This is a genomic window from Pseudomonas urmiensis (assembly GCF_014268815.2).
GTDB classification, from domain to species: domain Bacteria; phylum Pseudomonadota; class Gammaproteobacteria; order Pseudomonadales; family Pseudomonadaceae; genus Aquipseudomonas; species Aquipseudomonas urmiensis.
The window spans coordinates 1,722,060-1,747,910 of sequence record NZ_JABWRE020000001.1; the positions used below are offsets into that span (position 1 = coordinate 1,722,060).

26 protein-coding genes are annotated in these 25,851 nt (G+C 64.3%); 16 read left to right on the forward strand and 10 right to left on the reverse strand.

All coding sequences use genetic code 11. The features are described from left to right. Positions 1 to 220: 220 nt before the first annotated feature. Positions 221 to 1,045: a substrate-binding periplasmic protein gene (locus HU737_RS07630; RefSeq protein ID WP_186553489.1), complete on the forward strand. Its 825-nt coding sequence runs from the start codon at positions 221 to 223 to the stop codon at positions 1,043 to 1,045. 2 nt (positions 1,046 to 1,047) lie between these two features. Here the strand turns inward: HU737_RS07630 and HU737_RS07635 are convergent, their stop codons facing one another. Continuing rightward, entirely contained in the window at positions 1,048 to 1,212 is a 165-nt protein-coding gene (locus tag HU737_RS07635; RefSeq protein WP_225915593.1) for a hypothetical protein, read from the reverse strand. A 139-nt stretch (positions 1,213 to 1,351) separates the two neighbouring features. Then, entirely contained in the window at positions 1,352 to 1,954 is a 603-nt protein-coding gene (locus tag HU737_RS07640; protein WP_186553487.1) for a TetR/AcrR family transcriptional regulator, read from the reverse strand. Between the two features lie 120 nt (positions 1,955 to 2,074). On the opposite strand from HU737_RS07640, the gene HU737_RS07645 reads away from it, so the two are divergent. Further along, complete coding sequence (locus HU737_RS07645) at positions 2,075 to 3,274, forward strand: MFS transporter (protein ID WP_186553486.1); 1,200 nt, start codon at positions 2,075 to 2,077, stop codon at positions 3,272 to 3,274. A gap of 151 nt (positions 3,275 to 3,425) precedes the next feature. On the opposite strand, the gene HU737_RS07650 is transcribed toward HU737_RS07645, so the two are convergent. Next, the gene (locus HU737_RS07650) at positions 3,426 to 4,250 is read right to left on the reverse strand and encodes a sugar phosphate isomerase/epimerase family protein (protein WP_186553485.1); all 825 of its coding nucleotides are present in this window, start codon (positions 4,248 to 4,250) and stop codon (positions 3,426 to 3,428) included. A 327-nt stretch (positions 4,251 to 4,577) separates the two neighbouring features. On the opposite strand from HU737_RS07650, the gene HU737_RS07655 reads away from it, so the two are divergent. From HU737_RS07655 to sodC, 6 genes are all read left to right on the forward strand, one after another. Beyond that, positions 4,578 to 5,432 (forward strand): IclR family transcriptional regulator, encoded by an 855-nt coding sequence (locus HU737_RS07655; protein ID WP_186553484.1) that lies wholly within the window; start codon positions 4,578 to 4,580, stop codon positions 5,430 to 5,432. Further along, positions 5,429 to 7,132: an FAD-dependent oxidoreductase gene (locus HU737_RS07660; RefSeq protein ID WP_186553483.1), complete on the forward strand. Its 1,704-nt coding sequence runs from the start codon at positions 5,429 to 5,431 to the stop codon at positions 7,130 to 7,132. Before HU737_RS07655 ends, HU737_RS07660 begins: the two co-directional genes overlap by 4 nt. Before the next feature lie 93 nt (positions 7,133 to 7,225). Beyond that, a complete protein-coding gene (locus HU737_RS07665) occupies positions 7,226 to 7,741 on the forward strand; it encodes a sigma-70 family RNA polymerase sigma factor (protein ID WP_186553482.1) in 516 nt (171 codons plus the stop codon). Next, positions 7,738 to 8,685 carry a FecR domain-containing protein gene (locus tag HU737_RS07670; RefSeq protein ID WP_186553481.1) on the forward strand — a complete coding sequence of 316 codons (948 nt, stop codon included), beginning with the start codon at positions 7,738 to 7,740 and terminating at the stop codon, positions 8,683 to 8,685. The genes HU737_RS07665 and HU737_RS07670 overlap by 4 nt, the downstream gene beginning before the upstream one ends. 66 nt (positions 8,686 to 8,751) lie before the next feature. Further along, positions 8,752 to 11,148: a TonB-dependent receptor gene (locus tag HU737_RS07675; protein ID WP_186553480.1), complete on the forward strand. Its 2,397-nt coding sequence runs from the start codon at positions 8,752 to 8,754 to the stop codon at positions 11,146 to 11,148. Between the two features lie 126 nt (positions 11,149 to 11,274). Beyond that, positions 11,275 to 11,790 carry a superoxide dismutase family protein gene (sodC, locus tag HU737_RS07680; RefSeq protein ID WP_186553479.1) on the forward strand — a complete coding sequence of 172 codons (516 nt, stop codon included), beginning with the start codon at positions 11,275 to 11,277 and terminating at the stop codon, positions 11,788 to 11,790. Between the two features lie 33 nt (positions 11,791 to 11,823). Here sodC and HU737_RS07685 read toward each other — a convergent pair whose 3' ends face one another. Next, positions 11,824 to 13,413, reverse strand: coding sequence for a rhodanese-related sulfurtransferase (locus HU737_RS07685; RefSeq protein ID WP_186553478.1), 1,590 nt, complete (start codon positions 13,411 to 13,413; stop codon positions 11,824 to 11,826). Further along, a complete protein-coding gene (locus HU737_RS07690) occupies positions 13,410 to 14,018 on the reverse strand; it encodes a cysteine dioxygenase family protein (RefSeq protein ID WP_186553477.1) in 609 nt (202 codons plus the stop codon). Before HU737_RS07690 ends, HU737_RS07685 begins: the two co-directional genes overlap by 4 nt. A gap of 259 nt (positions 14,019 to 14,277) precedes the next feature. Here HU737_RS07690 and HU737_RS07695 point away from each other — a divergent pair, with 259 nt between their 5' ends. The 6 genes from HU737_RS07695 to HU737_RS07720 all read left to right on the forward strand — a co-directional run bounded on the left by HU737_RS07695 (position 14,278) and on the right by HU737_RS07720 (position 20,813). Continuing rightward, positions 14,278 to 15,348, forward strand: a complete 1,071-nt coding sequence (locus HU737_RS07695) for an LLM class flavin-dependent oxidoreductase (protein WP_186553476.1) — start codon at positions 14,278 to 14,280, stop codon at positions 15,346 to 15,348. 81 nt (positions 15,349 to 15,429) lie between these two features. Further along, positions 15,430 to 16,386 (forward strand): ABC transporter substrate-binding protein, encoded by a 957-nt coding sequence (locus HU737_RS07700; RefSeq protein ID WP_186553475.1) that lies wholly within the window; start codon positions 15,430 to 15,432, stop codon positions 16,384 to 16,386. Further along, on the forward strand, positions 16,383 to 16,850 hold the full coding sequence (locus tag HU737_RS07705; RefSeq protein ID WP_225915594.1) for a tripartite tricarboxylate transporter TctB family protein: 468 nt from the start codon (positions 16,383 to 16,385) through the stop codon (positions 16,848 to 16,850). The genes HU737_RS07700 and HU737_RS07705 overlap by 4 nt, the downstream gene beginning before the upstream one ends. Before the next feature lie 9 nt (positions 16,851 to 16,859). Further along, positions 16,860 to 18,362 carry a tripartite tricarboxylate transporter permease gene (locus tag HU737_RS07710; RefSeq protein WP_186553474.1) on the forward strand — a complete coding sequence of 501 codons (1,503 nt, stop codon included), beginning with the start codon at positions 16,860 to 16,862 and terminating at the stop codon, positions 18,360 to 18,362. Between the two features lie 145 nt (positions 18,363 to 18,507). Continuing rightward, positions 18,508 to 19,470 carry a Bug family tripartite tricarboxylate transporter substrate binding protein gene (locus HU737_RS07715; RefSeq protein ID WP_186553473.1) on the forward strand — a complete coding sequence of 321 codons (963 nt, stop codon included), beginning with the start codon at positions 18,508 to 18,510 and terminating at the stop codon, positions 19,468 to 19,470. A 20-nt stretch (positions 19,471 to 19,490) separates the two neighbouring features. Further along, positions 19,491 to 20,813 carry an LLM class flavin-dependent oxidoreductase gene (locus HU737_RS07720; protein ID WP_186553472.1) on the forward strand — a complete coding sequence of 441 codons (1,323 nt, stop codon included), beginning with the start codon at positions 19,491 to 19,493 and terminating at the stop codon, positions 20,811 to 20,813. A 24-nt stretch (positions 20,814 to 20,837) separates the two neighbouring features. Here HU737_RS07720 and HU737_RS07725 read toward each other — a convergent pair whose 3' ends face one another. Then, on the reverse strand, positions 20,838 to 21,431 hold the full coding sequence (locus HU737_RS07725) for an eCIS core domain-containing protein (RefSeq protein WP_186553471.1): 594 nt from the start codon (positions 21,429 to 21,431) through the stop codon (positions 20,838 to 20,840). Continuing rightward, positions 21,418 to 21,981, reverse strand: a complete 564-nt coding sequence (locus HU737_RS07730) for a TetR/AcrR family transcriptional regulator (RefSeq protein ID WP_186553470.1) — start codon at positions 21,979 to 21,981, stop codon at positions 21,418 to 21,420. Before HU737_RS07730 ends, HU737_RS07725 begins: the two co-directional genes overlap by 14 nt. An 89-nt stretch (positions 21,982 to 22,070) precedes the next feature. On the opposite strand from HU737_RS07730, the gene HU737_RS07735 reads away from it, so the two are divergent. Both HU737_RS07735 and HU737_RS07740 read left to right on the forward strand, forming a co-directional pair. Then, positions 22,071 to 22,802, forward strand: coding sequence for an SDR family oxidoreductase (locus tag HU737_RS07735; RefSeq protein ID WP_186553469.1), 732 nt, complete (start codon positions 22,071 to 22,073; stop codon positions 22,800 to 22,802). 27 nt (positions 22,803 to 22,829) lie between these two features. Next, positions 22,830 to 23,420: a 2-hydroxychromene-2-carboxylate isomerase gene (locus tag HU737_RS07740; protein ID WP_186553468.1), complete on the forward strand. Its 591-nt coding sequence runs from the start codon at positions 22,830 to 22,832 to the stop codon at positions 23,418 to 23,420. A gap of 139 nt (positions 23,421 to 23,559) precedes the next feature. On the opposite strand, the gene HU737_RS07745 is transcribed toward HU737_RS07740, so the two are convergent. The 3 genes from HU737_RS07745 to HU737_RS07755 form a co-directional block, all read right to left on the reverse strand. Then, positions 23,560 to 24,792, reverse strand: a complete 1,233-nt coding sequence (locus tag HU737_RS07745) for a DUF1835 domain-containing protein (RefSeq protein WP_186553467.1) — start codon at positions 24,790 to 24,792, stop codon at positions 23,560 to 23,562. Between the two features lie 145 nt (positions 24,793 to 24,937). Then, positions 24,938 to 25,231, reverse strand: coding sequence for a DUF7693 family protein (locus HU737_RS07750; protein WP_186553466.1), 294 nt, complete (start codon positions 25,229 to 25,231; stop codon positions 24,938 to 24,940). A gap of 8 nt (positions 25,232 to 25,239) precedes the next feature. After that, on the reverse strand, positions 25,240 to 25,785 hold the full coding sequence (locus HU737_RS07755; protein ID WP_186553465.1) for a cupin domain-containing protein: 546 nt from the start codon (positions 25,783 to 25,785) through the stop codon (positions 25,240 to 25,242). Positions 25,786 to 25,851: the final 66 nt, after the last annotated feature.

Sequence of the window (25,851 nt, forward strand, 5' to 3'; positions counted from 1 at the left end):
GCCCAGACATTTCATAAAAGCCTGCTGCGGGTGTTGAACGCTGCAAATATCTGTTCGATTTTCATACCCACAGAAGCTTTCATTTAATTGGCTTCAAGGTAATGGTCTTGATTCTCGAAGTCGCTAGGGGCTTCAAGGGCTGTGCACGCTACGCTGGCGGCCGGCAGATTCTGGTCCAGACTGGCTGAACTCCCCTGTCATTGATGACGTAGGCTCGCACATGATCGAGCGCCGCCCCGGGCGGTTGTGGTTGCTGGTGCTGTGTTGGGTGTTGACCCCCAAGCTGGCCCTGGCAGCCGACGACTGTCGACACCTGACCGCCACAGGCAATCCTGAATATCCCCCCTATCTGTGGCGTGACCCAGACAACCCAGAGCAGCTGATCGGCGCCAATGCCGACTTGCTCAAGCACCTGGCCAAAACGCTTGGGCTTGAGGTGCAGGTGGTCTATAGCGGCCCCTGGTCACGGGCCCAGGAAGATGTGCGTACCGGCAGCATCGACATGATGGCCGGCTACTTCATCACCCAAGCCCGGCAACAGACCATGGACTTCATCAAACCCGCGTTTCTCTCGACCCCCAGCGTGGTTTGGGTGCGCCGGGGTGAAGGCTTTGCCTATCACGGTTGGGCTGACCTCAAAGGGCGCAATGGCGGCACCTTGGTCAACAACAGCCATGGCCAGGCCTTCGACGACTACGCCAAGGCCAACCTCAACCTCGAAGCGGTGCCCAGCGCCAGCCAGGCGTTTCTGAAATTGGTGCACAAGCGCAACGACTACCTGATCTATGAGCAGTATCCAGGCATGGCGCTGGCGCAGACATTGGGCTTGGACAAGGGGTTGCAGGTCCTGCAGCCGGCGGTTTCCAGTGAAGGATTGTACCTGGCGCTGTCGCAGGCATCGCCCTGCAACCAGCCACGGCTGCGCGAGCAGCTGGCGCAGAAGATGACAGAGATCGTCGCCAGCGACTTACCCCAGCAATGGCTGCAGCGAAATCTGCAAGTGTGGCAGCGCCAGCAGCCACCGCGAGCCGAGCCCCAGCGCTGAACTCAACCGATCCCCGCCTGATTTCGCCGCAAGCATTCGGCTTCGGCATCGGCGCGCAAGTTGAAGGTTGGCTTGAGCCTCATTTTCTCAACGTTGTCGTAGAGGTCGAAGCCGGTGCACAGGCCTGAATAGAAACGCACCCCTCGCTCAAGGTATGGCTTTTCCATAGGCACAGCCGGAACTACAACGAAACGCGGTCGCATGTTAAGTGCCTCCCCAGGCAATTGAATTAACTATTAGCTTCGGACATGCAAGCTCGCAAGAAGGCTCATGCTGGGGCGACCGACGGTATTATTCTGTTTCGCTCTAAGCGTGAGCGGTTGGCAATGGTCGCCGAATGCCGTCGAGCAGCAACTGCACCGCAGCCAACCCTTGCTCAAGTCGCTCAGGTTGGTCAGCGCCATTGGCAATCCACAATGCGGTTTCCGCCAAGGCGCCTTGAATCATCGATGCCAAGGCTTGAGGGGCGGTCGCGACGACGATGTTTTCGGCCATCAAGCCTTCGAGCAGCACCTGCAAAGAACTCACGCAGTGCAACTGCGCCGCTGGCGTGGGGGCGCCAAGCACGGCGCGCGCATCACGTAGCACGATGCGTTGAATCTCAGGTTCGCGGGCCATCTCAAGGTAGGCGCGACAACGGTTGCTGAACCCGGCCCAAGGGTCTTGGGCGTGGTCCGATATGGCTTGCAGGCGGGCGTCCATCTCGGCGTCGATGTGCCCGACCACTGCTTGGAACAAGCCCTTTTTGTCGCTGAAATGATGATACAGCGCACCACGGGTCAGCCCGGCTTGGGCGGTCAGGTCATCCAGTGAGACCTCGCTATAACCCTGCTCGCTAAATACCCGGCGTGCGGTTTCGATGAGTAGGGCGCGGGTCTGTTCCATCTGCGCGCGGGTGCGTCTGACCATGCTGTCTCCTGGGTGAAGGGCTTTACATACGATTCGTATGATAATAGAGTTTTTAAACATACGGTGTGTATGTATAACTCGGCCTTGCGTTTCGGGCCCTATCGATAAGGATCATCGGGCATGGCAAATCCATACCGCGAGTTGTTTCAAGTGCCGGGCGCCAAGGGCTTTACCCTGGCCGGGCTGTTGGCCCGTCTGCCATTGCCCATGACCGGCATCGGCATCATCACCATGCTGTCGCAACTGCGCGGCAGTTATGCCCTGGCCGGCGCGGTGTCGGCCACCTTTGTGCTGACCTTTGCCGTGCTCTCGCCACAGGTTTCACGCTTGGTCGATCAACACGGCCAGCGGCGGGTGTTGCCGCTGGCTGCTGCGCTGAGCGTGCTGGGGATTTTGCTGCTGCTGGCTTTCAGCTATTGGCAGGCGCCGGTCTGGGCGCTGCTGGCCAGCGCGGCGTTGGCCGGCTGCATGCCGAGCATGTCGGCCATGGTGCGCGCGCGCTGGACGGCGCTGTATCGCGGCCAGGCCAATCTACAGACGGCCTACGCGTTAGAGACCGTCCTCGATGAAGTGACTTTCATCGCCGGCCCGCCGTTGTCGGTCGGTTTCAGTGTGGTGCTGTTTGCCCAAGCAGGTCCGCTGGTTGCCGCCCTGTTGTTGGCTATCGGCGTGTTCGCGCTGGTAGCCCAGGTGGGTACTGAGCCAGCGCTACAGCCAAGGGCGGCGACAGCTCAGCGGCAAGCCTCGGTCTTGCGTCTTGGCGGTGTGCAGCTGTTGGCGCTGTTGATGGTCGCCATGGGGGTGATCGTAGGCACTGTCGACATCGTCAGTGTGGCCTTCGCCGAGCAGCAGGGCAGGCCGGCTGCGGCCAGCCTGGTGTTGTCGTGTTACGCCATTGGCTCGTGCGCGGCTGGGCTGGTGTTCGGTGCACTCGAGCTGCAATCGCCGTTGCCCAGATTGCTTTTGCTCGGTGGGTTGGCCACGGCGGTGACCACCTTGCCCTTGTTGTGGGCGGGGAACATCGCGGGCCTGGCCGTGGCAGTACTGGTTGCAGGGGTGTTTTTTGCACCGACCATGATCGTGGCGATGTCGCTGGTCGAACGCATCGTGCCTGACAGCCAACTGACCGAGGGCATGACCTGGTTGCTGGCAGGGCTGAATGTCGGCGTGGCGTTCGGCGCGGCGGGGGCGGGGCAGATGGTGGATCTGCGGGGTGCCAATGCCGGTTTTCAGCTGGCGTTGGTGGCTGGCGCAGCGGTTTTACTGGTGGCGCTTTTAGGCTATCGACAGATGCGAGGGCAGGTGGCGCGGTGCGCATGACAGTGAGCGAAGGGGCGCAGTTATCTTGTGTGGCTATCCCGGCCTCATCGCGGGCAAGCCCACTCCTACAGGATCATGTGCGCCGCAACGGCTGTGATCGGCTCGGACACTGTGGGAGCGAGCTTGCCCGCGAAGAAGCCAGCGCGGTGGCTCAGCGGCTTTGCAGCAGCGCGCGGGTTTTGTCGAGTGCCATCTTCGCCCGCTCGAAGGCGCTGACGCCTTGTTCGAGCAACTGCCGGGTGGGGATCTCAAGGCTCAGCGCGATGGCCTCAGGCAGGGCGCTCAACAACCCGTGCAGGTCGCAATCGCCGTCGCCGGGGAAGCGCCGTTCATTACGTGCCTGGCGCAGGATCTCATCCATGTCATCCGGGCGTGGGCCGGCCACATCGCACAACTGCGCATAGCGAAAGCGTTGCGGCTGTTGTGCTACGGCGTTTGCCAGCTGCGCCAGTGACGAGCCGGAGCGATCGAAGTGAAAGGCGTCGACCAGTACTCCGGCGTTGCTGCGCCCGGCGCATTCGACAATTCGCAAGGCCTGGGCCAGATCGCGGGCGTCGGTCCAGGGCATGAACTCCAGGTGCGGGTAAATGCCAAAGGGCTTGGCCAGATCGCACAGCGCGGCGAAGTTCTCCGCCAGCCGCTGTTCATTGGCATCGTTGCCCGCGACCAGCAGTTCGCTCGCGCCAAACTCGGCGCCGACTTCGAGCAGGGCGCGAAAATCTGCCACTTGCGTGTCTGCTTTCAAGCGCAGGATTTCCACGTCCAACACCTTCACCCCGGTGTCGCTCAGGCGCTGGTGGGTCTGGCGGCGTAAGCCGGCATCGGCCATCAACGCAAAGTGCTGCTCCTGGGCGGTTGCCGGCTCCAGGCGCAAGCCTACGTGACTGTACCCGGCGCGGGCGGCGACCTCGACCATGTCAGGTGGGGACAGCTCCAGGACGGTCAGGGCAGCCAGGGAAAATACGCGATCGCTCATGCTCGACTCTCGTTCTCGGTTCGCAGAAATGCGCTTCGCCCGGGCCCTGCCAGGAGGTGCCAGGAGCGGTTGTCTTTTTAGTTAGAACTGAGTTCCAGTTTCAAATCAAGGGAAAAAACCCGTCGCAGGGTAAACGCCGGTTTCGGCCCTTTTTTGCGTTCGGTAACCGCACTCAACTGCACTTGGCGGATTGACTTGCAGCCGTTTCGCCCAGCAAAAACGGGCTAATTGACACTGCGAGCGAAACTGGAATAGTTTTCCAGTCACTTCGCAAAAAACCTCTGCCAGTCAATCCCCGGCGCCCTATGCGCCAAGCAGGAGACCGTTATGCCAAGCGCTGTGAGTAACACCGAATCGACCCACGCAGGCTTGCTCGAGCGTGGCTTGGCGATCCTCGAAATGCTCGCCAGCAGCGCTCAAGGCATCGCCCTTAGCGACATCTCGGACACCCTGCATATTCCCCGCAGCGCCACCCACCGGCTGTTGAACACCCTGTGTGAAAACGGCTACGTGCGTCAGCAACAGGAGCGTGGCACCTATGTGCTGACTTGCAAGCTGCAGGTGCTGGCGTTCACTCACCTGGGCGCCGATGGCACGGTCGATGCGGTGCAGCCGGTGCTCAATCGCCTGGCCGCCGAGGTGGGCGAGCTGGTGCGTCTGTCGGTGGTGGACGAGGACTGTTTGACCTGGGTGGCCCGCGCCCAAGGCGCCCGCGCCGGGCTGCGCTATGACCCTGACATGGGCATGGAGGCCAAGCTCTCCTGTTCGGCCAGTGGCTACGCGTGGCTGGCGACCCTGGATAACCAGCGCGCATTGGCACTGGTCGAGCAGCAGGGTTTTGGTCGGGCAGAACACTACGGTCCTAACGCGCCCCAGAGCGTAGAAACGCTGCTGCCGCGAATCGAATCGGCGCGCACCTTGGGCTATGCGCTGGCGATTCAGACCTTCGCCGATTGGATGGCGGCTATCGCCGTGCCGTTGATGCATCCGCGCAGTGGCAAGGCGATTGGCGTGCTCAGCGTTGCCGGGCCGGTGTTTCGCCTTGGCGAAGCGCGCTTGCACCAGATCGCCCCGGCGTTGCTCGCGGCGGCCGCCGAAATCCAGCAGTTGATTCCCGGCTCGCCCGCCCTGATGAGCCCAGGGCTTACGGCCATCAACGCCCAACAGGGGACTCAAGCGTGAAGCGTCTGGAGTGTGACTTGCTGGTGATCGGCTCGGGCGCCTCGGGCTTGGCCGCAGCGGTAACCGCTGCTCACCAGGGGCTAAAGGTCATCGTGGTGGAAAAGCACGCAACGTTCGGCGGCGCCAGCGCCTGGTCGGGTGGCTGGCTGTGGGTGCCTGGCAACCCGCTGGCCAAGCGCGCCGGCATCGATGAAGACCCGCAGCAGCCGCGCACTTACCTCAAGCATGAATTGGGCGCGCGCTACGATGCTGAGCGAATCGATGCCTTTCTCGACAATGCACCGCGCATGGTGGCGTTCTTCGAGCAGCACACCTGCGTGAAATGGCTCGATGGCAATGCCATTCCTGATATCCACGGCAACGTACCGGGCGCAGCGCTGCAGGGCCATCAAGTGATCGCTGCGCCTTATGACGCCAGGCAGATGGGCACGCTGATCCGCCGTATGCGCAAGACCCTGCGCGAGACGTCATTCCTGGGTATGCCGATCATGGCCGGCGCCGACCTGGCGGCGTTTCTGAGCATGACCCGTTCGTTCAAAGCGTTCCTGCATGTGAGCAAACGCTTGATCAGGCACCTGCGCGATCTAGCCGTGCATGGCCGCGCCATGCACCTGGTCAATGGCGTTGCGCTGGTGGGGCGCCTGGCCAAGTCAGCGGTTGACCTGGGGGTTGAGCTGATCGAATCCGCGCCGGCGCGCCAACTGATTTTCGAACAAGGCCGGGTGCTGGGCGCGCTGGTCGACAGCCCGGACGGCCCACTGCGCATCCATGCCAGCAAGGGTGTGGTGCTGGCGGCGGGCGGCTTTGCCAACGACAAGGCACGGCGCCAGGCCCTGTTCCCGCGCACCTTTGCAGCGAGCGACCATCTTGCCTTGCCGCCAGAAGAATGCTGCGGTGATGGCATCAGCCTGGGCGAGTCAGTCGGTGCGGTGCTAGAGCTCGATGTCGCCTCGCCAGCGGCGTGGGCGCCGGTTTCGCTGGTACGCCACGTCGATGGCAGCAGCGGACATTTCCCACACATCATCGACCGGGCCAAACCCGGCCTGATCGGCGTGCTGTCCACCGGCAAGCGCTTCGTCAATGAGGCCGACGGCTACTACGACTACACCGCGGCCATGGTCGCCGCAGCACCGGCGGATGAAGAGGTGGCCTCGTGGCTGATCTGCGATCACCGGTTCCAGCGCCGCTTTGGCCTGGGCCATTCGCGCCCGTTCCCGCTACCGGTTGGGCCTGCTGTGCGCAGCGGCTATTTGCAGCGCGCAGACAGCATCCAAGCCCTGGCCAAGGCCTGTGGCATCGATCCGCTAGGTTTGCTAGAGACCGTGCGCGACTTCAACACCCATGCGCGCAGGGGGGAAGACCCGCAATTTGGCCGCGGTTCGACGCCGTATAACCGCAAGCAGGGCGATCCACTGATCACCGAGGGGAACCCTTGTGTGGCGCCTATCGAGCACGCTCCGTTCTACGCGGTAAAAGTGCGGCCCGGCAGCTTTGGCACCTTCGCGGGGCTAAAAACCAACGGCCATGCGCAAGTGCTGGACCGCAACTCAGCGCCAATCGCCGGCCTTTACGCCGTGGGCACCGACATGGCCAGCGTCATGGCCGGCTTCTATCCCTCCGGCGGGATCAACCTGGGGCCGGCGATGACCTTCGGTTATATCGCCGGGCGGCATGCTGCGGGGGTGCACGACAGCCAGTAGCAGTCTCGCACGTGCGCGTAGGCTATTGGCGCTAGCGCGACAAGCAATTAGAATCACTCGCATTCATGTTTCCAGCCCCTAGCGTGCCAACGAATGCCTGACTCTGCCGCGGCACCCCAAGCGTCCCTCAGCACACTTTATCGCGACCACCGCAGCTGGCTGGAAAGCTGGCTGCGCAGGCGCTTGGGCGACAGCTGGGAGGCTGCCGACCTGGCTCAGGACACCTTCGTCCGGGTGCTGGCCGCCCAGCACACGCAAACCCTGCCGAGTCTGCGTGAGCCGCGGGCCTATCTGCTGACCGTGGGCAAGCGGCTGCTGGTCAATCATTACCAGCGCCGTAGTCTTGAGCGAGCTTACCTGGAAGCGCTGGCCAACCTGCCGCAGGCGCTAGCGCCGTCGCCGGAGCAGCGCTGGTTGCTGCTGGAGACCTTGCACGCGCTGGATGAACTGCTCGATGGCCTGCCACGCGCAGTGCGTCAGGCGTTTCTCTGGTCGCAACTCGAAGGTATCGACTACAGCACCATCGGCGAGCGTCTGGGCGTCTCTGAGCGTACCGTCAAACGCTACATGGCCAAGGCCTACGAGCATTGCCTGCTGGTGGACCTGTGAGCGCCCAGGTCGATGCCCAGGCGCGTCAGCTGGCCCGTGAAGCCGCGCACTGGCTGACCCTGTGCGATGCCGGCGAGCTGGACGCCGAGCGGGCTGCGGCGCTGGCGCAATGGCGTGGCCGCAGCACTGCACATGAGGCGCTTTGGCAAAAAGCCGAGGCGCTGCGCCAGCGCTTTGCCGCAGTGCCAGCGCCGCTGGCGGTGGCCTGCCTTGACCGCCCGCAGCTCGATCGCCGCAAGCTGCTCGGCCAGGCGTTGGCCCTGGGCGCGCTGGCACCGTTGGCCTGGTTCGGCTACCAGCAGCTGCCGATGCAGCGCTGGCGCGCCGACCTGCACACCGCCACTGGCGAACGACGCACCTTGCAGTTGGCCGATGGCAGTCGGCTGCAGCTCAATACTGCCAGTGCGGTCAACCTCGAGGTCGGCGAAGGGCTTGCCCGCGTGCAACTGCTGGAGGGCGAAATCGCCCTCGACAGCCTTGGCCCTGTGCAGGTGAGCCTGCCGCAAGGCTTGGCAGTGGCTACCCGCGCGAGCTTCTGTGTAAGGCTGCAAGCACAGGGCTGCCTGGTGTCGGTTAGCCAGGGGCACGTCAGCTTGCAGCCGCTGCGTGGCGCGCCGGTGCAACTACAGAGCGGGCAGCAGGCGCTGTTGTCGAGCAGCGGGGTCGGCCCGACGCGAGCTTTCGATGCGCAGTTGCCGGGTTGGCGCCAGGGCCTGTTGATCGTCGACAACCAGCCGTTGGGCGACTTTTTGCGGGAGCTTGACCGCTACCGGCCCGGCCTGCTGCGGTGGGACCCGCTGCTCGAGCGCCTGGCGGTGACCGGCACCTTCCAACTGGACGACAGCGAGCGGATCCTCGCCCTGCTGGCCGCCAGCCTGCCGCTCGAGGTGCATTACCGCAGCCGTTATTGGGTGTCGCTGACGGCGCGCAAAAAACTTGCCTGACGCCTGTCCCCTTTTTCCGACTCGCTTGTCATCAGTGGCATCACTCCTCCAACAAGAGCGCTTCGGATGTCCCTCACGCCCCTGCTTCGCCCCTTGACCGCGCAACTGCTGCGCGCCGGCCTCGTGCTTGTCCTCGGCCTGCCTGGCGCAGGCTGGGCAGAGGACGCGCCGCGGCGCAGTTATCAGATTGCGGCGGGCAGCCTGAGCAATGCCTTGACCCGCTTTGCCGGCCAGGCCGGGGTTAGTCTGTCGGTGGACCCGGCGCTGGTGGCCGGGCGCAGCAGCGCCGGGTTGCAGGGCGAGTTCGCCGTGGAGGAGGGCTTCAATGCACTGCTGCGCGGCTCGGGCCTGATGCTGGTCGCGGCGGGTCCGGGTAGCTATACCCTGGCCCGTCAAGCGCTGCAGGATGACCCCGCGCATGTGCTGCCCAGCACCACCATCAATGGCCAGGGCCAGGGCGCTGGCGACGATGCCTACGCCGGCGGGCAGGTGTCACGGCGCGGCAAGCTGGGCATGTTGGGCGAGCGCGATTTCATGGAAACCCCGTTCAGCATGACCTCGTACACCAGCGAGGTGCTGCAGAACCAGCAGGCCAGGACCCTGGCGGACGCGGTGGCCAACGACCCCTCGGTGCGCACCACCAACCCCTCTGGCGGGCGCTTCGAGCAATTCTCGGTACGTGGCTTCAGCCTGTACAACAGTGACGTTGCCTACGGTGGCCTGTATGGCGTGCTGCCGACCTATTCGATCGACATGGAGATGGTCGAGCGGGTCGATATTCTCAAAGGCCCCGGCGCCTTGCTTGGTGGCCTGGCGCCCAATGGCAGTGTCGGCGGTGGGGTCAACATCGAACCCAAGCGCGCCGGCGACGCGCCGCTGACCGAGATCACCGCGCTGTACGCCTCGACTGGCCAAGGGGGCGGCCATATCGACATCGGCCGCCGCTTCGGCCCAGAGCAGCGCTTTGGCCTGCGTTTCAACGGCGTGCGCCAGTCGGGCGATACCGAGTGGGATCATCAGTCCGTCGAGCGCGAGGCGTCGGTGCTCGGTTTCGATGTTCGCGGGGAGCGAGCCCGGCTGTCGCTGGATGTTGGCCATCAGCAGCGCGATGTCGACGGCACGATGGAACGCGTCAGCTTGAATGCAGGGGTGAAGGTGCCGGATGCCGAGGACGTTCACAGTAACTTCGCCCAGCCATGGACCTATTCGCGGGCCAAGGACACCTTCGGCGCCTTGCGGGGCGAGTTCGATGTCAACGACAACTTGATGCTCTACGGCGCGCTGGGTGCGCGCAAAGGCGACTATGACTTTTTGCGTCACGCTGTGCAGCTGGTCAACGATGCCGGGCGCTTTACCGTCAGCCCCAGGACCTTCCAGCGCGAAGAGGAGGTGGTCACTGGTACTGTCGGTGCGCGCAGCTGGTTCAACACCGGTGCGGTGGGCCATACCGTGAATGTCAGCCTCAATCGCTTCGACATGACCTTCGACAACAGCGGCGCCCGCTACCGCAATGGCGTGAGCAACCTGTTCGACCCGGTGACCCTGCCCGAGCCGGGCACGCCGACTCGCGCCGATAATCCGACACACACCGAGACTGTGCTTTCCAGCCTGGCCTTGGCCGATACCTTGAGCTTTGCCGATGACAGCGTGCTGCTGACCCTCGGCGCCCGCCTGCAGCGGGTGGAGGTGAACAGCTCCGAGCCTGGCGAACAAGACCAGGTCTACGATGAGCGCGCTACCTCGCCGGCGCTGGGGCTGGTCTGGCGCACCAGCGAGCAACTGTCGCTGTACCTCAACTATATGGAAGGCCTGACCCAAGGCCAGCAGGCACCGGAAACGGCAGCCAACTACGGCAAGGTATTTGCGCCTTATCGCAGCAAGCAGGTCGAGCTCGGCGCCAAGTACGACCTGGGCAGCTTCGGCGCTACGCTCAGCCTGTTTCGCATCGACAAGCCGTCCTACTACACCGACAGCCAGAACAACCTGCGCGACGACGGCGAGCAGCGCAACCAGGGCCTGGAGTTGAATGTGTTCGGCGAGCCGCTAGCCGGTGTGCGCCTGCTCGGCGGCGCCATGTTGCTCGATGCCAAGCAGACCCGCACCGTTGAGGGGCGCTTCGACGGCAATCGCGCCATTGGTGCGCCAGTGGTCAATGCCAACCTGGGCGTGGAGTGGGATTTGCCCTACGTCCAAGGCCTGACCCTCAGTGCGCGGGCGATTCACACCAGCAGCCAGTACCTGGATGCGGCCAACCAGCAGAAAGCCGAGGCCTGGCAGCGCTACGACCTCGGCGCGCGTTATGCCCTCAAGCTCGGCGACAAGGATGTGACCCTGCGCGCCAGCGTCGAAAACGTGTTGGACAAGGCCTACTGGGCCTCGGCCAACGTTCCGGAGGGCACCGCCACCGGCCTGACCCTGTCCACGCCACGGACCTGGCTGGTATCGGCCACCGTTGGCTTCTGAGTCAGCCAGCGCATGGGTTAAGTGTTTCAGACTGTAGCTCGATGGAATCGCGGCACAGCGTTGCAGTCTCACTGCTAACGCTTGCGGCGATCATGCCCAACGCCATCCCAGCCATGGAGAAGACTGATGAAAACCCTGTTGATGACTGCATTGCTCGCCAGCGCAGGCCTGGCCCAGGCGGCACAGACCGTAGAGCTCAAGCTCGCCGGAGCCGATGGCCCGGGTAAGTCGATTGGCACCGTGAGCATCGAGCAGAGCAAGTATGGCGCGGTGCTCACCCCCGACCTCAAGGACTTGCCGCCAGGCGTGCATGGCTTCCATCTGCATCAAAAGGCCTCCTGCGCGCCGGCAGAAGAAAACGGCAAGGCGGTTGCTGCAGGTGCAGCCGGTGGCCACTGGGATCCAGAGGCAACCAATGCGCACAAGGGGCCGTACGATGACAGCGGCCATCGCGGAGACCTACCGGCGCTGTATGTCGGCGCCGATGGCAAGGCCACCTACCCGGTACTGGCGCCGCGACTGAAGCTTGCCGATTTCAAGGGACATGCGCTGATGGTGCATGCCGGCGGCGACAACCATAGCGACCATCCGGAAAAACTCGGTGGAGGGGGCGCGCGGGTTGCCTGCGGTGTCGTCGAGTAAGCGCAACGGGCCGCATTAGCGGCCCGTTCTTTTTCAGGCTTGCAGCACGCGGAAGCCGTGGGTGCCATCGCGCTCCAGTTGCGCGATCAGGCCGAACTCCCAATCCAGGTAGCCCTGCATGGCTTCACGCGGGTTATCGGTGCCTTCATAGGGGCGGCGATAGCGATCGGTGCGGGGCACGGCCAGATGGCTTTCGCCGCTTTCCAGCGCCAACCCTGCGCTGATCCAGCGGGCGGTGCCGCCTTCGAGCAGATAGACTGGCTTGCGCGTCAGTGCTTGCAGGTCGACCGCAGCGAAGCGCGCCAGCAGGCTGCTGCCGCAGGTCAGAACATAGCGCTCGGCGACCGGCAGTTGCTCCAGCGCTGCCGGCAGTTGGGCGCGGATGGCCCAATGGGCGCCGGGGATGTGCCGCTTGACGTAGTTGGCACTGGTGGTGAAGTCGAGCACCACGGTGCCTGCCTCTTCAAGCCAGCTGGCCAGCTGGTCGACGCCAATCTCGTTGACCTGGGGCAGGGCAGGCAAGGGCGCTTGCCAATCGCCGGACTCGCTCAAATCGGCTGGGCGAAGGTCATCGAGCACGGCCACCTGCCAACCCAGCTGCGCCAGCCACGAGGCGCTCATGTTGGCGCGCACGCCGTCATCGTCCAGCAACACGATCCGCGCCCCACGCACGCTGGCGACATGATCGGTTTCCTGCACCAGCTGGCCACCTGGCACCGAGCGGCTGCCGGGCAGGTGCCCCGCTGCATATTCCTCTGGGGTGCGCACGTCGAACAGGTAGGTGGTGCGCGCGGTTTCAGCCTGCCAGATGTGCAAGCCCTGCAGGTCGAGGCGCAGCACGCCCGCTTTGTCAGCCACCTGGCGCGCTCGCTGCGCTGCGTTGCGGCGGGTGCTGTCGCTCACTTCGCTGAACTGCCGCGCTTGGCCGTGGGCCAGCTGTTGCCCGGCCAGGGTCCAGCCGATGGTGCCATTGCGCAGGGCGGCTACCGGGTTGGGGATGCCGGCATTGAGCAGGGATTGAGTGCCAATGATGCTGCGCGTGCGCCCTGCGCAGTTGACGATGACCTGGGTATTGGGATTGGGCGCCAGCTCAGCGACGCGCAACACCAGCTCTGCTCCCGGCACACTGATGCCACCAGGAATGCTCATGGTCTGGTACTCATCGAAGCGGCGGGCGTCGAGCACCACCACATCGGCCTTGGCATCGAGCAGTGCCTGGACCTGTTCGGCGCCCAGCGACGGCGTGTGCCGAACGCTCTCTAGCAGTTCGCCAAAGGCCTTGCTCGGCACGTTGACGTCACGAAACAGCTCACCACCCGCCTCGCGCCAGCCGGCCAGGCCGCCTTCGAGCAGGGCGACATCGCTGTAGCCGAGCGTCCGCAGGCGCTGGGCAGCGATGGCGGCCAGCCCTTCGCCGTTGTCGTAGAGGGTGATGGCGGTATCGCGGCGCGGCACGCGGGCGTAGATCTCCAGCTCCAGCTTCGACAGCGGGATGTTGGCGGCGAACAGCGGGTGGTGTTGGGCGAATGGATCCTCTTCGCGCACGTCGATCAGCGCCAGCTCTTCGAAGGCCAGCAACGCACGGCGGATGTCAGGGTAACTGCGGGTGGCGATTGTGCTCATGGGGCGGAGTTCTCTTTGGACAGGTCCCAGATATTGGGCAGTTGGCTATTGCAATAGCCGGAAATGAAGGCTTTCTCGGCGCCGTCCACGGCGTACACAGCACGATGCACCGCACCGATGTTGGCGCCGTAGACGTGGATGCTGATCGACACTTGGTCGGCGAAGGCATTGCTCACCTGGTGGATGTCGCCAATGCGCGGCGAGACCGCTTCTACCTGGCCTGGGTCCAGGCGTATCGGCGCCCCCACAGCTACCAGGGGGCCCTGTTCGCTTTGGGCAAAACCCTGGGAGTACTCGGCGCCGCGCAGCATGCCGATCAGGCCCCACACCCGGTGGTCGTGGATCGGCGTGCGCTGCCCCGGGCCCCAGACGAAGCTGACTACCGAGAAGCGCTGGCGCGAATCGCAATGCAGCAAGTATTGCTGGTAACGGTCCGGGTCAGGCTGGGCCAGCGCCTCGGGCAGCCAGTCGTCGTGGGCGACCAAGCTGCGTAGCAAGGCTTGGCCCTGGTCGAGCAGGGTGGCTTCGTCGGGGTGTTGTTCGAGCAGCTCGGAGAGGGCGCCGATGAACTGACGCAGGCGCTCCAGGCGTAACGGTTGGCTCATGGTTCAGGCTCGCTCTGACGGTTGAAGGTAACCCTAGCAAACCCTCTTGATATTCTCAAAATGCAAAATGTGCATAAGCTAATATGCAAATACTGCATTTACAGCGAGGCGATTTTGTTCTGAAATCTACGCATGTCGAATGCATGAGGTTATGCCTAAAACGAATTTCACAAGGCAAGACCAAGTCGATAACTTATAAGCATTCGATTATTTAGATTTAAAAAGCATATCTCTCTTTCGCCAAGCTAAGGTCCTTCCCATGAGCGTTCAATTCATCGGCATGATTGGCCATCGGCTGTCCTCGGAGATCTTCGCCCCGCAAGGGCCGATCTTCGACAAGGCCTACATCACCCAGTCTGCGCGCATTCACGAACAGGCCGGCTTTGACCGTATTCTGGTCGGCTACTGGTCGGATCAGCCGGACGGCTTTTTGGTCACCGCACTAGCCGGCCAGGCGACTTCGCGCATTCACTTCCTGTTGGCCCATCGCCCAGGGTTCGTCGCGCCGACCTTGGCCGCACGCAAGCTGGCGACGCTTGAACATCTGCTCGATGGTCGCTTGGCGGTGCATGTGATCAGCGGTGGTAACGACGTCGAGCAGCGCAAGGACGGCGACTACCTGGAGCATGATCAGCGCTACGCGCGCACCGACGAGTTCCTCGATGTGGTGCGCAAGGTCTGGACCAGTGAAGCGCCGTTCGATCACGCCGGCACTCACTATCAGGCGCAGAATGCCTTCTCGGCGATCAAGCCGCTGCAACAGCCACACTTGCCAATCTACTTTGGCGGCTCGTCCCCCGCCGCCCTGGCGGTGGCCGGCAAGCACGCCGATGTGTTCGCCCTGTGGGGCGAGTCGCTGGAGCAGACCGCCGAGACCATCGCCGCAGTGCGCCAGCAGGCTGCGCAGCATGGCCGCGAGGTGCAGTTCAGCGTGTCGTTCCGGCCGATCATTGCCGCCACCGAGGAGGCTGCCTGGGCCAAGGCCGAAACCATCCTTGGCCAGGCGCGCCAGCGCATCGAGCAGGCCGGGCCGGTGATTGCCAACAAACCGCAGAGCGTCGGCGCCCAGCGCCTGCTCGAGACCGTGGCCAAGGGTGATCGGGTCGATGAACGGCTGTGGACCGGCATCGCCGGATTGGTCGGCGGTGGGCACAACTCCACCGCGCTGGTCGGCACGCCTGAACAGGTGGCCGATGCCTTGCTCGCTTATTACGAGCTGGGCGTCAGCACCTTCCTCATCCGCGGCTTCGATCCGCTTAGCGATGCCGAGGAATATGGCCGCGAGCTGATTCCGCTGACCCGCGCCAAAGTCGCTGCACGCAACGCCTGAGCCCTTTTTCCAATCGATAGCGACGAGACCGCACGCGCGGATCGCCACCTGCTGTGTCGCAAGCGACACCTGGAGACGAACGTGCGTTACCTGAAAACCTGGGCCGCCGCTGTGCTGGCCACCACCCTGAGTGTCAGCGCCGCCGCGCAGACCCTGGTCGTCGGCGATCAGAGCTTCAATGCCCGCGCCGTGATGGAAGCGGCCGGGGTGCTCGACGACTTGCCGTATACCCTGGAATGGAAGCAGTTCACCGCAGGCTCGCCGGTGGCCGAGGCGCTCAACGTCGGCAGCCTCGATATCGGCCTGCTGGGCGATGCGCCGCCGCTGTTTCTCGGCGCTTTGGGCGCGCCGATCAAAGTGATTGCAGTGACCCGGCAGAACCTTGGCGGGGTGGCCATCCTGGCGCGCAAGGACTCCTCGATCCACAGCCTGCAAGACCTGCGCGGCAAACGTGCGGCGATCTGGAAAGGTTCGTGGAGCCAGCAGCTACTGTTCAGCGCGCTGGACAACGCCGGCGTACCGCGTGACTCGCTGGAGCTGCGCTACCTCAGCGCGCTGGACGCCTCGCACGCACTCGATGGCGGCTCGGTGGATGTGATTGCCACCTGGGAGCCCTATGTCACCCAGCAGGAGCGCCAGGGCGCGCGGGTGCTGGCGACCGCCGAAGGGCTGATCCCGGCGCAGAGCTTCGTGGTCGCCAATGCCAAGGCAGTCGACAGCAAGCGGGCGCAGATCAACGATTTTCTCCAACGGATGAAAAAGGCCCGTGACTGGACCTTGAAGGATCCGGCCAATACCGAAGCCTATGCCGATGCCTGGGCCAAGCGCACCCGCGCCGACCGCGATATTGCCCGGGTCTGGTTCGCCCGTGCGCGTACTGAGCTAGCGCCACTTAGCCCACAGGTGATCGTCGATGCGCAGAAGACCGTGGACTTCTTCGCAGGTCTTGGGCTGATCAAGGCCTATCCTGCGGCCGACCTGTTTGACAGCTCGTTTGCCGCCGCACTGCAACCGGCCACCGCGCAGGCCAAGCCATGAACAGCCTGCGCCTGGGGCTTGGCGATGCCCGCGAGGTGATCGCCGGTGGGCTGTTTTTGTCCTTCGCCACGCTCGGCGTGGTGCTGGCCAGCGATTATCCGCTGGGCTCGGCCATGCGCATGGGCGCAGGTTACTTTCCATTGCTGGTGTCGGCGGCCTTGGGCGTGCTGGGCGTAGCCCTGCTGCTGCGCGGGTTGACCGTGCGCGTCGAGGCGCAGGCAGGCGACCGGCTGTTCAGCTGGCGGCCGGGGCTGTTGGTCAGCGGCAGCATCCTGGCCTTTGCCTGGTTGCTGCCAAGCCTGGGCCTGGCCCTGGCAACGCTGCTGATGACCGTACTCAGCGGCCTGGCCCGACGCCAGGCGCGCGTCGGCGAGCTGGCGCTGCTGGGCATGGCGCTCGGTGTATTCAGCGTGCTGGTGTTCGCCTACGGCCTGGGTTTGAACCTGCCCGTGCTGCCGACTTGAGAGACCGATATGGAACTGCTCAACCACCTCGGCCTGGGCTTTGAGGCCGCCTTTACCCTGAACAACCTGCTGTACTGCCTGATTGGCGTCACTCTTGGCACCCTGGTCGGTGTTCTGCCGGGCCTGGGGCCGGTGGCGACCATCGCCATGTTGCTGCCGATCACCTATGGCCTGAGCCCCGCAGCGGCGCTGATCATGCTGGCGGGGATTTATTACGGCGCCCAGTACGGCGGTTCGACCACGGCCATTCTGGTCAACCTGCCGGGCGAGTCGTCGTCGGTGGTGACGTGCCTGGACGGCCACGCCATGGCGCGTCAGGGCAGGGCCGGGGCGGCCTTGGCGATTGCCGCGATCGGCTCGTTCGTGGCCGGCAGCCTGGCGATCCTGTTGCTGGCGGCGGCGGCCACGCCGTTGGCCGCCTTCGCCTTGAAATTCGGCCCAGCCGAGTACTTCTCGCTGATGCTACTGGGGTTGGTCGCGGCCATCGTGCTGGCCCAGGGCGATTTGCTCAAGGCCTTGGCCATGACCATCCTCGGCCTGCTGCTGGGGCTGGTGGGTAGCGACGTCAATTCCGGGGTGGAGCGCTTCACCTTCGGCCTGCCGCAGTTGTCTGACGGCATCAGTTTCGTGGTGATCTCCATGGGCCTGTTCGGCATCGCCGAGATCATCGCCAACCTTGAGCGCGAACAGGCCGGTAGCAGCCAGGTGGCCCCGGTTGGCCGCTTGTTGCCGAGCCGCGACGACTATCGCCGCTCGTGGAAGCCGATCCTGCGTGGTACGGGCTTGGGCGCGCTGCTGGGGATCTTGCCTGGGGGTGGCGCCATGCTCGGCGCGTTCGCCGCCTACCTGGTGGAAAAGCGCCTGGCCAAGGATCCGTCGCGTTTCGGCCAAGGCGCCATCGAAGGCGTCGCCGCGCCAGAGTCGGCCAACAACGCCGGGGCACAGACCTCGTTCATTCCGATGCTGGTGATGGGCCTGCCCTCCAACGCGGTGATGGCGCTGATGGCGGGGGCGATGATGATCCACGGCATCGTTCCCGGCCCGCAGGTGATCGACGAGCGCCCAGAGCTGTTCTGGGGGCTGGTGGTGAGCATGTGGATCGGCAACCTGTTGCTGCTGGTGCTCAACCTGCCGTTGGTGGGCATTTGGGTGCGGCTGCTGCGGGTGCCATATCGCCTGCTGTATCCGGCGATTTTGCTGTTCTGCTGCATCGGCGTGTACAGCCTCAACAACAGCCTGTTCGACGTGGTGCTGAGCATGGCCTTTGGCCTGCTGGGGTATCTGTTCATCAAGCTGCGCTGCGAACCGGCGCCACTGTTGCTGGGCTACATCCTCGGGCCATTGCTGGAAGAGAACCTGCGCCGCGCGATGCTGTTGTCGCGCGGCGATGCGACGGTGTTTTTCACCCGTCCCTTGAGCCTGACCCTGCTGGTCATCACTGCGCTGTTGGTGTTGCTGCTGCTGTCGCCGCGGCTGCGGGCAACGCGCAAGGTGGCTTTCAGTGAGGACTGAGGGGGCTGCTAGGGCGCTATCGCGGGGCAAGCCCGCTCCTACGCAAGCCGCGCGGTGTGGGCGCGGGCTTGCCCCGCGATAGCGCCAGAAGGGCTGTAACAGACCATCAAACCACATCAGAAAATGATCAAAAAATGAGCCAGCCATGAACCTAAAGAAACTCATCCTCGCCACCCTGGCCCTAAGCGCCGCCACCCTGGCCCAGGCCGACAACTGGCCCAGCCGCCCGCTCACCCTGATCGTGCCATTCCCCCCAGGCGGGGCCGCCGACACTGTTGGCCGCTACTACGCCGAACAGCTCTCGACTTCCCTTGGCCAACCGGTGGTAGTCGACAACAAGCCCGGCGCCGGCACCGCGATCGCCGCTGAAGCCGTCGCCAAAGCCAAGCCCGATGGCTACACCTTGTCATTGGCCACCGCTGGCCAGTTGGCGATCCTGCCCAACTTGCAGGCAGTGCGTTACGACCCGATCAAGGACTTCACCCCAGTGGCCGTGTTGGCCTCGGTGCCCAATGTGGTCGCGGTAGGGCCACAAACCAAGATCGACAGCCTGCAGGCGCTGATCGACCAGGCCAAGGCCAAGCCCGGCGCACTGAGCTATTCCTCCTGCGGCAATGGCACGCTCTGCCACCTGTCTGGCGAACTGCTGAAGAACCTGGCCGGGGTCGACCTGCTGCACGTGCCGTACAAAGGCAGTGCTCCGGCCGTGACTGGGTTGCTCGGTGGTGAGGTGGATGTCGCCGTCGACACCCTGACCGTGCTCGCCCCGCAGATCCAGGCTGGCAAGCTCAAGGGCCTGGTGCTGACGAGTGCCGAACGCTCACCGCTGCTGCCCTCGGTACCCAGTGCCAACGAAGTCGGCCTGCCTGGCTTCGTCGCTTCCGGCTGGTTCGGTATCGTCCTGCCCAAAGGCGCCGAGCCGGCACTGGTCGAACGCCTGAACAACGCCATCGAGGTGATCGCCGACAAGCCAGAAACCGCCGAGCGCTTCGGCCAGCAGGGCATCAGCGTCGAGCGCAGCAGCCCGGCCGGTTTTGCCCAAGTGATCGCCGCCGACAAGGCGCGCTGGGGCGAGGTGATTCGCACCGCCCAGGTTCATATCGAATAAGCATCAGGAGCCGATCAGCCATGCGCAACCGACAGATCAAACTGGGCGCCCTGACCATGGGTTGTGGCGGCCCGGGCCGGCACAATCTATGGCTCGACCCTGAGCTGCCAGCCGATGCCAGCGTCAACATCGACTGGTACATCGACATTGCCCGCCAGGCCGAAGCGGCCTTGTTCGACCTGATGTTCATCGTCGACAGCCAGTACATCACCCCCGGCTCGCCGTCGCATTACCTCAACCGCCTGGAGCCGCTGACCCTGCTCTCGGCGCTGGCGGTGAGCACCCGTCACCTGGGCCTGGTCGGCACCCTGACCACCTCCTACAACGAGCCGTACAATGTCGCCCGGCGCTTGGCCTCGCTGGACCTGATCAGCAAGGGCCGCGCAGGCTGGAACGTGGTCACCAGTGGCGATGCCGGCACGGCAGGCAACTATGGCCGCGACGAGCACTATGACTACGACACCCGCTACGCGCGGGCGCAGGAGCATGTCGAGGTGGTGCAGGGGCTGTGGCACTCCTACGAGGACGATGCGTTTCCCCGTGATCGGCGCACCGGCCAGTTTCTCGATCCGAGCAAGCTGCATGCCTTGAATCATAAGGGCACGCACTTTTCGGTCGTGGGGCCGCTGAACATCCAGCGCTCACCCCAGGGCCAGCCGGTGATTTTCCAGGCTGGCGACTCCGAGCAGGGGCGGGCGCTGGGCGCGGCCACGGCCGATGTCATCTTCACCCACGCCGCGAGCATCGAGCAGGGGCAGGCGTTCTATCGCGATGTCAAAGCCCGCGCCCAGCGCCTGGGGCGCGATCCGGAGCAACTGCTGGTGTTGCCCGGCGCGGAAATCTATGTCGGCGACACCGATGAACATGCCCGCGAAATCGAGCGGCATTACCATCAGCTCGATCACAGCTTCGAACTGGCGCTCAAGGAATTCGGGCGCAATTTCGGCTGGCACGACTTCAGCCAGTACGAGCTGGATGCACCTTTTCCGCAACAGAGCCTGGAGTACGCGCGCAGCAGCTTCTTCACCAATGCCAAGCGCATTGCCGAGCAGGCCCGGGACAAGGGCTTGAGCCTGCGCCAGGCGGTCGAGTTCGGTCGCCAGCTGCGCCCCGGGGCGTTCGTCGGTTCGGCGCAGAGCGTGGCGGCGAAGATGGCCGAATGGTTCGAGGCGCGGGCGTTGGATGGCTTCAACATCTACATCGGCCATCCGGGGCAGTTGCGCCGCTTTACCCAGGAGGTGGTGCCATTGCTGCAAGAGCGTGGCGTGTACCGAACGGCCTATGAAGGAACGACCCTGCGCGAGAGCCTGGGGCTTGCGATTCCCCGTTTCAGCGCCAGCTGACGGCAGCCTGCGACGGGCTGGCGCTCAGCGCGCCTGCCCCGAGCGCCGCTCGCGCAAGGCCTTGGCGACTTCGGCCTCGACCTGGTAGGCCGGCGCCTCCAGCGCGTCGTAGTTGCGCGTGTAACGTCGGGCGAACTCTTCGACGCCCAATTGTTGGTACTGCTGCACATGCTTGAGCTCGTGGGCCCACAGCGCGACATTGTCGTCGGCGTCCTGGGCATGGCGAAAAATGATGGTGTCGATTAGGGTCACCGCGTTGACATCAGGGTTTTGCAGCAGGGCATTGGCGGCGCTGATTTGCTGTTCATTGCCGACCCGAAAGCGCGCAGCATCGAGCACGGCGAAGTCGTACCAGCTTTCGAGCTGGGCGCGGATATGCAGCGGGATCGGCTCGGTGCCCTGGGCGTTGGCTTCATCACGCGCCTGGCGCAGGGCGAAGACCAGGCTGGAGGAGGCCATCAGCTCGACATCCTTGAGGATCTGGCCGGCCTGCCCAGGGTCGATCGGTGCGCAGAAACAGCCCATCAGGCACACCTGGTACTGTCCTGGCGGGCACGCGTCATCGGCTGCGGCGGGCAACGCCAGGGCCAGGCCCAGCAGCAGGCTAGCGGGTTTCATTCAGCGCCCTGCCAACCAAGCTGCGGCTGGCCTCCAGGACCTGGCCTTGGACCTCTGCGCTGGCCAGCATGCGCCCGACCACCAGCGCACCGACGCATTGGCTGATCAGTGCCCAGGCCAGCTCGGGGTCTTCCAGGGTGCTACTCCAGGCGCTGTGCAGGGCCACCAGCCAATGCTCGGCTTGTTCGCGTACCGGCAGCTCGGCGCGGGCGATCTCCACGCCAAGCGGCGGCAATGGGCAGCCGCCCTCGGCATCGCGCAAGTGGGCCAGGCTCAGGTACTGCTCAAGGCAGCGGGCCAAGCGCTGGCGGTCGGCGCCGCGCTCGGCCAGGCGGGCGAGGGGGCTGTTGCTCAGCTCGCGGCGCACCACTTCGGTGAACAGATCGTCCTTGGAGGCAAAGTGGTTGTAGAAGGCGCCGCCGGTCAGGCCGATGGCGTTCATCAGCCCGGCAACGCCCGTGGTGGCAAAGCCGCCGCGCTTGGCCAGCGCGCCGCTGCTGGCCAGCAACTTCTCGCGGGTTTGCTGCTTGTGTTCAGTGGAGTAGCGCATGTGAAAACCTCAGCGCGCGGGCTTGACGATGGGGCCGATCATAACATAGCGTTCGTTTACTAAATGATCGTTCATCAATGGAGGTGTGCGTGACAGAACAACAAAAAGTCGTGCTGGTGATCGGTGCCGGTGATGCCACGGGCGGCGAGATCGCCAAGCGTTTTGCCCGCGAGGGCTACATTGCCTGTGTCACCCGGCGCAGCGCCGACAAGCTGCAGCCCTTGGTGGACGAGATCCGCGCTAGCGGCGGTCAGGCGCATGGGTTTAGCTCTGATGCGCGCAACGAAGAGCAGGTGGCGACGCTGATCGAAACCATCGAGCGCGATATCGGTGTCATCGAAGCGTTTGTCTTCAATATCGGCGCCAATGTGCCATGCAGCATTCTCGAAGAGACCCCGCGCAAGTTCTTCAAGATCTGGGAGATGGCCTGCTTTGCCGGATTCCTCACCGCCCAGGCGGTGGCCAAGCGGATGGTCAGCCGCGAGCGCGGCACTATCCTGTTTACCGGCGCCACCGCCGGCACCCGTGGCGCTGCCGGCTTTGCCGCCTTCGCGACGGCCAAGCACGGCTTGCGGGCGCTAGCCCAGAGCATGGCCAGGGAGCTGGGGCCGCGCAATATCCATGTCGCCCATGTGGTGGTGGATGGTGCGATCGACACCGCGTTCATCCGCGACAACTTCCCTGAGCGCTACGCCCTCAAGGACCAGGACGGCATCCTCGATCCTGCCCATATCGCCGACAGCTACTGGTTCCTGCATGCCCAGCCGCGTGATGCCTGGACCTTCGAGCTCGACCTGCGTCCGTGGGTCGAGCGCTGGTAAACCCTTCTCCCGTACAAGGACAGCAGCATGAGCAAACGTGTCGAGTTTTTCTTCGATCTGGGCAGCCCGGCCAGTTATCTGGCCTGGACCCAGCTGCCGGCACTCTGTGCGCGGCATGGCGCCGAGTTGGTGTATCGGCCAATGCTTCTGGGCGGGGTGTTCCAGGCAACCGGCAATGCCTCGCCGGTGATGGTGCCAGCCAAGGGTAAATATATGTTCGTCGACCTGCAGCGTTATGCCGAGCGCTATGGCGTGCCGTTTGGCCTGCCGCCGGGTTTCCCGATCAATACCCTGGGCTTGATGCGTGGGCTGGTTGCCACCCAGTTGCATGCACCTGAGCGATTCGAGGCGCTGCTGGCGGTACTGTTCAAGGCGCTCTGGGCGCAGCGGCTCAATCTGGGTGATGCGCCGGTGCTCGATGCCACGTTGGACGCCGCTGGCTTCGATCCGCAGCAGTTCCGCGCGTTGGCCAGTCAGGTCGAGGTCAAACAGGCGCTCAAGCAGGTGACCGAAGAAGCGGTGGCGCGTGGCGTATTTGGCGCGCCGACCTGCTTTGTCGAGGGGCAGATGTTCTTTGGTCAGGATCGCTTGGATTTTGTAGAGCAAGCGTTGGCTTGAGCTGCTTGGGCTGGTCTGTCAGTGGCGGCCTCTTCGCGGGCAAGCCCGCTCCCACAGGGCCCGCGCTGATCTGTAGGCTAGCGGGCAACCTGTAGGAGCGGGCTTGCCCGCGAAGAGGCCGCTGCTGAATCAACTCAAATCAGCCGCGCCAAACCGGTTGCAGGGCTTCATCCAAAGCCCAGTGGCCCTCACCGGGCTGTAACCGCACACCGCCCACCCAGCGCTCGCAGCCGATCAGGTCCAGGCCATAGGCTTGCCCGGCCAAGACCTGCTCACCCAGGGCTGTAAGGCTGATGGTGCGCTGCGGCCAGGCGAGCTGGGCATCGGCCTGGTCAATCAGCGGTCGAGGGCCGTCGATCAGTGGCCGCAGCAAGGCATTGAACATCATGTCACCGAGAAACGGCAGCGGTTCGCGCTCCATCATCAGTACCGCAAACACCTTGCCCATCGGCATCGGTCCTTGATCGCGCAGAATCTGCAGGGTCAGGCGCTCAGTCAACGACAGCCCGTCGTTGATCCCGGGCAACTCCTGTAATTGGCGCAGCAGCGCTGGGCCGAGCAGCGGCAGGGCGGCGTGGCGAGCATGGGCGAGTGCCGCCCACGCCTGTGGTGAGGGGGCGCGATACGCAGCCCAAGCGTCACGGGCCAATATCAGCATGGCGGCATCCACCGGCCGGCGCTGGGGCCACAGCCAAGCCAGCACTTCGGGCGCCAGTTGGCCAATGCCGATAAAACGCTGCACCCCGGGCACCTGGTCGATGGCGATCAGGCTGAGGTTCTCCGGCACCTGCTCAAGCTGGGCCAGCACCCGCAGCAAAAACAGCTGGTCATAGGCGTCGGCTTCACACCAGAGCACACCGGGCATGCGCTGACTCAAGCGGGCCAGGGCGGCGTACTCATTATCCTGGCGCTGGCGGGCTTGCTCAGGGGCAATATTGAACGCGTGGCTGATGAAATTTGCCCGTACGGCGCGGTAGCTGGGGCCATCGAGCTGTGGCACTGGGCCCATGCACAGCGGGTCGGCGTACATCTGCAACTGGCCCTTGAAACCGGCCACTTGCAGGCTGTGCTGGATGTCGTTGCCGCAGCGCCAATGGCAGGTGTCGGGGGTATCGCTGGCGACGAAGCCAGGGTGCTTGAGGGCAAAGGCGAGGGCGTCGCAGTGGGCCTTGAGCTTGGGCCAGCTGGCAAAACCCAGGTCGCGCGCGATCAAGTATTGGGCATCGGCCAGGCGCGGCGGACGCTGCGGGTCGAGGCTGCGCAGACGCTCATCGGCCTGGCCGCTGCGCAGGCGCTGCAGCAGTTCTTTGGCACGTTTGCGTTGTTGTTCGAGGTTGAGACGGCCGTTGTCGGGCTGGGTAGTAACAGACATGCGAACTCCTTGGCGAGCCTTGTCCGCTGTCAGGCTGGAGTCGTCATGGGCGATGTTCCAAGCAGGTTCCTGGGCGCAGCCCTTTCCGCGGACGGGAGGCGTCGGAGTGCGCCGCTGGCGACTATAAGCGCCCGGCGCTGGCGGTTCAAGCCTGGGCTAACAGGCGCTCGATCTGGGTGCGCTCCCAGAGGCTCAGCAGGTCGACTGGATTGGTGCCGTAGCGCTGCCAGCGCTCGACCGACCCTTCAACCCCTTGCGGGCTGCGGCAATTCAGGCAATGGGCAAGCCCTTCGCGGTCGAGCACCAGGGTCAACTGCCAGCCGCCGCTCTCTATCTCGATTTGCCCGCTGGGGTGGCGGGCGCGGATGTCGACAGGCTGTACGCCAAGCGCAGCATCACGCAGGCATTGATAGACCTCGCGGCTGGTCGGCGCATCCATGGCTTGGGTCAGAAGTTGGCCGGGGTGTTGGCGCTGATGATCTCGGCCTCGTCCTGGCCGATGTTCTTGAAGCTGTGCGCCAAGGTGGTGGGGATGTAGTAGCCATCGCCAGAGTTGAGCACGCTGACCTGGCCATCGACCCACAGCTCGATGGTGCCACGGGTCACCAGGCCACATTCCTCGCCTTCGGCGTGAACGATCGGCTCGCCCGAGTCCGCACCTGGGGCATACAGCTCACGCAGCATGCGCATCTGCCGGCCCTCGACGCTGGCGCCGACCAGCAGCATGCGCAGACCGTTGCGACCCAGGTCGGGCTGCTCGCCACCACGGAACACGAAGCGCTCTTCGCGCACCGGCTCGTCGAAGCTGAAGAACTCGGCCAGGGACATGGGGATCCCTTCGAGCAGTTTTTTCAGGGAGCTGACCGAAGGGCTGACGCGGTTCTGCTCGATCTGCGAGATGGTCGAGTTGGTCAGGCCGCTGCGACGAGCCAGCTCCCGCTGGGAGAGGTTGTTGCGTTCACGCACCAGTTTGAGTCGTGTCCCCGTGTCCATAGCCGCCTTTTTTAACTGAAAGAGTGTGCAGGTGAAGTGTTTTCACAGGTGTAAAAAATAATAAGC